The organism is Leptospirales bacterium, from assembly GCA_019694655.1.
Lineage (GTDB): Bacteria > Spirochaetota > Leptospiria > Leptospirales > Leptonemataceae > SSF53.
Genome location: JAIBBN010000017.1, coordinates 47,665 through 54,180 on the forward strand (window position 1 = coordinate 47,665; position 6,516 = coordinate 54,180).

The following is a 6,516-nucleotide window of genomic DNA, read 5'->3' on the forward strand; positions in this document are numbered from 1 at the left end:
CTGGCAATGCGGACGTAAACACCGGCGGCACCCCGGAAGGCCGCTTCCACGCTGATAAGATCGGACCTACAAACTCTGCAAGTCGAAAGGAGTGACAGGGAAGTTTATCGACCTGCTGATTGCATCCGTAGCTATGACTAAAGATTTTGCGGAATTCACTCGCGACAGGGATTTCGACAATCTGAAACGGGTGATCCCGTTGCGGTTGCACTCTCCCTTCGCCCGCTAATTTCGCTTAACGTTAAGCTTCCCGAAGTCGTGCAAAGTTCATTTGTCTGAAGCACGGCGCGGTGCGCGCGCTTCAAGTATTCCAAGGTCCGCGCGCGTCCGCGTGAAGCAAAAAGGGCTACAGAGTGAGCCGTTTGGGCGGAGAGCGCGAAACCCGAGCGCCGCAGGCGAAGCCGAGGAGCGGAGCGTTTGCCCGAAGTTATGCGCCGTGAGGCTCGCTATCTTGCAAGGCATACATGGTTGACCAGATTGAACCATAGGCTTTGCTTTTCCCTTTCTGATCGGGAGTATTCCCGATCATGGACTTGAAATTGGAGTAATCAATCGAATTGGTCAACGCCGTCATGACGCGGGCGAGTTGTTCGGAAGATATGATGATTCTGAATCGGTGGTCTGCCGCCGGCCAAGTTTGAATTTCCTGTCGCAAGCCTGCGGCGGAAACGAGATTTTGCAGATCCTGAAGGACCCTTGACCGAACATGGACCCCATCATCCTTTCGAACGATCGAGTAAAAGCCGAGTTTAGTTGCCAGCCACATATTAGCTTTCCTTTTCAAAGTAGTCGAAGCCCGCCGGGTTCAGGGCTTAATGAATCGAGGTGAGCAGTTTAGGGTCTCTTCCGATGAGAACGTAGTAACGGGCCGCTCGGTATACAACACAGTGCTGGAAGTGGCCAGAGATCGAAGCTTGCAGGAATCTGTTGATTGCCCCAAGACGTTGATCGCGCGGTTGCCGAGAAAAGTGCTGGTACACTATTGTGAGCTCATTGCGATGCACATAATCCTGGATTTCATGGGAGACGACGTACTTCGGCAACTTGCTCCCTTGCGCCGATGGAGGTTGCAGGCCGTTGTCTGGATCCAGGAGCACCGCTTTGACCCCAGCGAGCTTTTTTAGGGCAATTTGGTGCCACGCGTGTCGGGATGAGGGTTCTGAAGGAACAGGATCTGAAAAATACACTGCCTTGCTGGGCAGTCGAACAGTGTCTTCCAGAGTAGAAACGCGCCGGTTCAAAAGGGTTGTGTTCAGATCACTGACCAATTGCGCATCCAGTTGGATGTGGAAAGGATCTGCGAGAAAACTGGTTTTGTGGCCATCACCATTCCTTTCTGGTCGGTCGTTCAAATACCAATTCAACCCAAAGTCACCATCCTGGTAGTCCAGAATACGTTGAATTCTCTTGATTAAATAGAACTTCGTAAAGTCCCCAATGTCTCCGGCGTATCGATCTTGCATTGATCAGAGCCTCATGACGCATAACGTCAAGCTAGCAGAAGTTGCGAGTACAGCGAGCAATTTGCCCGAAGTTCCGCTCCGGCACGCGCCATTTATTCTGCCTTAAGGTAGCGCGTGTCCGGATGGAGCCCAAAGAGGCGGAGTTGTGAGCCGTTTCGCGGAGAGAGCCGAGTGGCCTAGTACCACAGGGCTATGCCCCGGAGCGTAGCGGAGGGCCGGGCCGAAGGCCCGAGCGCATAACCGCTGTTGAGTCTGTTGAAAAAGCCCGCTCCAGGAAAAGCAGTACCAAAAACTGACGCATCTTGCCGGCATGCCTCTGAATCGTCGGAAGGAGAGCGCAGATGACCCGCTACAAACACTATGATCGCACACAATGTCGCATGGTCGCGGTTGATTCCGACAGACAGATTCTGCCAGGCAGTTTCGAGTCTGTGCTGGATCGGCTCATTGATCGGCGCTTTCGCCTTAGCGGTCTCGATGCACGCTACCGGAACGACGAAACCGGCGCTCCAGCATTCGACCCGCGTACTTTGCATAAGATCATTCTGTATGCATATTCGCGCGGCCTGTATTCCTCGCGGGCGATTGAAGAGGCGCGCCGCACAAATGTAGCCTTCATGGCGCTCTCCGGCTGCATAGCGTGCCTGCTGTGAAAGCGTTGTCCTGGAGCAGACACAGCCAGACGGCGGAACTTACACGTCATAAACAATCGCGGCGAAGCGACGCATGCCAGCGGCATGAAGGCGAAGATCGACGCGCTGCGCGGTCGGCAAAAGGCAACGCCCAATGGCTGCTCTATTGCATGGTTCACAGCATCGAAAAGATCGCCAACGTCGCGGATCTCCGAAGTTTGTGATTGCACAGTCCGCGAGAGCGAGCGGCCATTCGAGCATCGCATCGCAAAAAACGTCGATTCGCCTGGATCGGATCCAGAAAGTTTGCCTCGATCTATCCGAAGGGCCGGGGCGAGGACAGGCAGCTTCAAATTCTGTACTGATTCGTCAGTCTGGTTATGCGAAGTAGCCGCGCGCATTCGCTGACTGCATCAACTCGGGCTTTCTATGCGGGAGCGACTTCTCTATAGTTAGGTATCTTCGCGAGATCCTTCTTGAGGCGTTTCTGCTCTTCTTCCAGGTCAAAGTCCGTTTGGAGTCCCAGCCAGAATTGGGCCGAGTTACCAAAGAATTGAGATAATCTCAAAGCTGTGTCGGCTGTTACCGAACGAGCGCCCTTGACAATGCTACTAATCCGCGTTTGAGGCATGCCAGTCGATTTTGCCAGTTGATACGCGGTGATACCGAGAGGCTCGAGGAACTCCTCGTTGAGAATTCTTCCCGGGTGAACGTTCTTTAGCGTTTTCATAGTTCTAATGATAGTCAACTATTTCGACATCGTACACATGGCCATTCTGGTACGAGAAGCAGACTCTCCACTGATCGTTGATCCTGATGCTGTACTGTCCTTTCCGATCACCCTGCAGTGATTCCAAACGATTTGATGGCGGAATTCTCAAATCGGCAATCGTTTGCGAGTTGTTTAACATCCTCAGCTTATCCCTCGCCTTCTGCTGCATGTCGGGCGGAAATTTCTTTGAGAATTCTCCGTTCCAGATCAGTTCAGTCTGCTTAGACTTGAAAGACCTGATCACAGGTTATACTAACGTTCTGCGTAAGTGATGTCAACCGTAATTAGCGGCTCATAAGTCGAAGTGAGCCGAATCGGGGAACTCTTCGCTTGCCGCTCAGCCAGGATTACTTCCGAATCGTTATCGGCTCGCGCGGTTATTTCGCTTAACTTACGCGGTTAGGCGACGGCACAAACGCGACTCTATGGTGATGACGGGCGTTCGACGCCCGTCAATCCTTTTGCGTAGAGACAGGAGAAAACCCGGAGGGTCTTCAACCAGAAAGTGGAGGCGCGTTTTGTGGTGCCCCGGAGCGTAGCGGAGGGCCGGGCCGAAGGCCCGAGCGCATAACCGCTGTTGAGTCTGTTGAAAAAGCCCGCTCCAGGAAAAGAAGCGCCAAAAACTGACCCATCTTGCCGGCATGCCTCTGAATCGTCGGAAGGAGAGGGCAGATGACCCGCTACAAACACTATGATCGCACCCAATGTCGCATGGTCGCGGTTGATTCCGACAGACAGATTCTGCCAGGTAGTTTCGCGTCTGTGCTGGATCGGCTCATTGATCGTCGCTTTCGCCTTAGCGGTCTCGATGCACGCACGAATCCGGCGCTCCAGCATTTGACCCACGTACTTTGCTTAAGATCATTCTGTATGCCTATTCGCGTGGCCTGTATTCCTCGCGGGCGATTGAGGAGGCGTGCCGCACAAAAGTAACCTTCATGGCGCTCACCGGCCGCATAGCGTGCCAGCTGCGAAAGCGTTGTCTTGGAGCAGACACAGCCAGACGGCGGAACTTATACGTCATAGACAATCGCGTCGAAGCAACGCATGCCAGCCGCATGAAGGCAAAGATCGACGCGCTTCGAGGTCGCCAGCTCTATTCAAAACGCATGGGCATCGTGGAGCCCGTGTTTGCGAACATCACCTTCCAGAAAGGGCTCAATCGTTTCACGCTGCGTGGTCGAAAAAAGGCAACGCCCAATGGCTGCTCTATTGCATGGTCCACAACATCGAAAAGATCGCCAACGCTGCTGATCTCCGGCGTTTGTGATCGCGCAATCCGTGCGCCCGGGCCGCCATTCGCGCACCGCCCTGCGAAAAACGTCGAATTGCCTGACTCCGATCAAAAAAGTTCGCTTCGATCTGTCCGAAGAGGCAGGCGAGGACAGGCAGCTTCAAATTCTGTACTTATTCGTCAGTCTGGTTAGGCACCGTTCCGCCGAACCGTGTCAAGGACGCAATTGTGCAACTGGCCACGTGTGCCCCATCGTTCGTGAAAGGCCCGGGAATCCTGCCCATCGGATCGCGAACGATAGATAGTCCAGGAGTGCGAGGTCTCCATACGGAGTATTCGTCACTGTGTACGGGCCGTCCTCACTCAGTGCGATATTGTAGAATGGACCGCCGGAAACATTCGCTTTATGGTAGTAGTCGGGGCTCACGGGAAAGCGGAATACTTCATATGCTTCCAAGTAAGATTCGGTGTCGGCAAGGTAATCACTGAGTTCTGCCAGGGCGGACTCCGGCGAATCAATCATGAGCGGGTCGGGGTACTCACAACCGCCCCAAGCCTGCGGCGGGGTCCCGCTGAAGTCGATGGAGTCCAAACGGCGATAAAAGTCCCGCAGTTCCTGCGGCAAAGGAAAGTGTTTCTCTAATTCTGCGATCGAATCAGCGGTCTGATTCGTCGCCATCCGTACTGGCGTCGCGGAAACGAATTGATAGCCTGCTTGTTCGAGGTTCTTAACCAACCCGGATAGCTTAACGATGATGTCTTCCATGGTGTGAACGCGGAATGGCGGATAACGTATTAAGTTCCCCGAAGTTGCGCGAAGCGCAATTTGTCCGCAGCACGGCGCGGCGCGCGCACTTCTTATATTCCTGAACCTGCGCGCGCCCGCGTGAAGCAAAAAGGCGAACGTGTGAGCCGTTTGCTGAGAGTGCCAGGACCGAGCACCGTAGCGGAACGCAGTGTAGCGGAGGCGCGGAGCGGGGAACGAGAGTTATGCGACGTGCCACACCCACATTGTTTAGAGTGACGGAAACTCGATTGGAGGTTTGATGAATTCTTTTCCGTATTTTTCCAATAGGGGTAACATGATTTTACGTTTTGTTTCAGAGAATCCACAAAACAGAGAGGCCAAATTCTTGTTCTTGAGAACCGGTATTAAGTCTTCTGCTTCCTGAGAGTTACCTTCAAGCAAATGGAACACATTGAGAGCGGGAGCAGATTGGAGTCCCGAGAAATCTTTTAGTTTTTTCATTTGTTGAACACGAACCGCGCGGAGCTTAGTCAACTTTGCGCAATCAGGCAAGGCTATTATCTGCGCCAGGGATTGGAGAAACAGGATTTCCAGATTAAGAAGTTTGCTAATTTGCGAAATGTCCCGAAGACCTGCCACTTGCCACAATTCTAGGTACCTAATACTCGCGCTTTCAAGTCCTTTCAAGCTAGGAACTCCACCGAGCTTAATATCCAGAGAGCGCAAGAGTGGCAAATTGCGTACAAACTTAAGGCTGCCAATCTTGATAGATCTCAAGGTTAGGTCTTCAAGAGCGGGAAGCTCACCAATCACTTCGAGGTTCTTTGAGTGGCCCTCCAGATATAGACTCCTTAGACTGCGAAATCGGGTTATGGCATCGATGCTTGGCCTCTTAGATTTTGTGCCTTCTAAGCCCAATGTTTCTATCGAGTCCGGGAGTTTCTCAAGAAAGGAAAAGTTATCGAGGGAAAAGATGCCAACGCGGAGGGTTTTTAGCTTGGGTAAATGCGCTACTGACTCGACATGTTCTGCCTGCATTATGCAATTCGCAGTGAAATGCTGTAAATTTGGGAGATGGTCCAGCAGACTCAGATCACAAGTTTCCGTGTGATGCCCCCAAAAACGCAGTTCGATGTCTGGACGGAGGCGAAATACGTCATTCAGCCGCTGCGCTGTCTTTACTGAGATAGGGCTACCTGTTTGTATTAGCTTTGTCTTCAGGTCTTCCGCACGATTGCGCAAAACTTTGTCGGAGACTTTATCTGAAAACTCCCATGCATGTGGCGCAAACTGCTTCATATTGGCAAGAATCCTGTGGGTGTGGCATGTCGCATAACGTATTTGTGTAGCCGACGTGCGAGCGCAGCGAGCATGTGCCCGAAGTTCCGACCCGGCGCGCGCGCTTCTTATTTTCCACTTTTCGCGCGCGTCCGGGCGAGCGAATAAACGGAGCGAAGCGAAATGTTTCGCGAGAGGAACGAGTGGCCGAGCACCGCAGGCGGCCTGCCCGCCGAGGAGCGGAGTGGCTACATGGAGTTATGTGTTCAGCTAACCTTCATGTCTAACACTCCCATGGTATCCGCAGGCCTTTTGCCCATGTTGCGATACCCGCGGTGGGGGCGTTCGTAGTTGTAGAACTGGATCCATTTGTTCAGGTCTCGCTGCAG

General features: G+C 53.0%; 8 protein-coding genes. 2 read left to right on the top strand and 6 right to left on the bottom strand.

Translation table 11 applies throughout. The features are described 5' to 3' along the window. Positions 1 to 427: 427 nt before the first annotated feature. Entirely contained in the window at positions 428 to 766 is a 339-nt protein-coding gene (locus K1X75_16350) for a hypothetical protein (GenBank protein MBX7059636.1), read from the bottom strand. Between the two features lie 46 nt (positions 767 to 812). Further along, positions 813 to 1,463 carry a hypothetical protein gene (locus tag K1X75_16355; protein MBX7059637.1) on the bottom strand — a complete coding sequence of 217 codons (651 nt, stop codon included), beginning with the start codon at positions 1,461 to 1,463 and terminating at the stop codon, positions 813 to 815. 341 nt (positions 1,464 to 1,804) lie between these two features. On the opposite strand from K1X75_16355, the gene K1X75_16360 reads away from it, so the two are divergent. Beyond that, on the top strand, positions 1,805 to 2,116 hold the full coding sequence (locus K1X75_16360) for a transposase (protein MBX7059638.1): 312 nt from the start codon (positions 1,805 to 1,807) through the stop codon (positions 2,114 to 2,116). A gap of 406 nt (positions 2,117 to 2,522) precedes the next feature. On the opposite strand, the gene K1X75_16365 is transcribed toward K1X75_16360, so the two are convergent. Both K1X75_16365 and K1X75_16370 read right to left on the bottom strand, forming a co-directional pair. Next, complete coding sequence (locus K1X75_16365; GenBank protein ID MBX7059639.1) at positions 2,523 to 2,825, bottom strand: HigA family addiction module antidote protein; 303 nt, start codon at positions 2,823 to 2,825, stop codon at positions 2,523 to 2,525. Between the two features lie 4 nt (positions 2,826 to 2,829). Continuing rightward, entirely contained in the window at positions 2,830 to 3,111 is a 282-nt protein-coding gene (locus K1X75_16370; protein MBX7059640.1) for a type II toxin-antitoxin system RelE/ParE family toxin, read from the bottom strand. A gap of 607 nt (positions 3,112 to 3,718) precedes the next feature. Between K1X75_16370 and K1X75_16375 the strand changes: the two genes are divergently transcribed. Continuing rightward, a complete protein-coding gene (locus tag K1X75_16375; protein ID MBX7059641.1) occupies positions 3,719 to 4,294 on the top strand; it encodes a transposase in 576 nt (191 codons plus the stop codon). A 21-nt stretch (positions 4,295 to 4,315) separates the two neighbouring features. On the opposite strand, the gene K1X75_16380 is transcribed toward K1X75_16375, so the two are convergent. After that, positions 4,316 to 4,867 (bottom strand): SMI1/KNR4 family protein, encoded by a 552-nt coding sequence (locus tag K1X75_16380; protein MBX7059642.1) that lies wholly within the window; start codon positions 4,865 to 4,867, stop codon positions 4,316 to 4,318. A gap of 249 nt (positions 4,868 to 5,116) precedes the next feature. Then, positions 5,117 to 6,148: a hypothetical protein gene (locus K1X75_16385; GenBank protein MBX7059643.1), complete on the bottom strand. Its 1,032-nt coding sequence runs from the start codon at positions 6,146 to 6,148 to the stop codon at positions 5,117 to 5,119. Between the last annotated feature and the right edge of the window lie 368 nt (positions 6,149 to 6,516).

Bases quoted from the DNA above. Each gene is read 5' to 3' on its own strand.
- K1X75_16350 (MBX7059636.1), bottom strand. From the start codon at position 766: ATGTGGCTGGCAACTAAACTCGGCTTTTACTCGATCGTTCGAAAGGAT.
- K1X75_16355 (MBX7059637.1), bottom strand. From the start codon at position 1,463: ATGCAAGATCGATACGCCGGAGACATTGGGGACTTTACGAAGTTCTAT.
- K1X75_16385 (MBX7059643.1), bottom strand. From the start codon at position 6,148: ATGAAGCAGTTTGCGCCACATGCATGGGAGTTTTCAGATAAAGTCTCC.
- K1X75_16360 (MBX7059638.1), top strand. From the start codon at position 1,805: ATGACCCGCTACAAACACTATGATCGCACACAATGTCGCATGGTCGCG.
- K1X75_16380 (MBX7059642.1), bottom strand. From the start codon at position 4,867: ATGGAAGACATCATCGTTAAGCTATCCGGGTTGGTTAAGAACCTCGAA.
- K1X75_16365 (MBX7059639.1), bottom strand. From the start codon at position 2,825: ATGAAAACGCTAAAGAACGTTCACCCGGGAAGAATTCTCAACGAGGAG.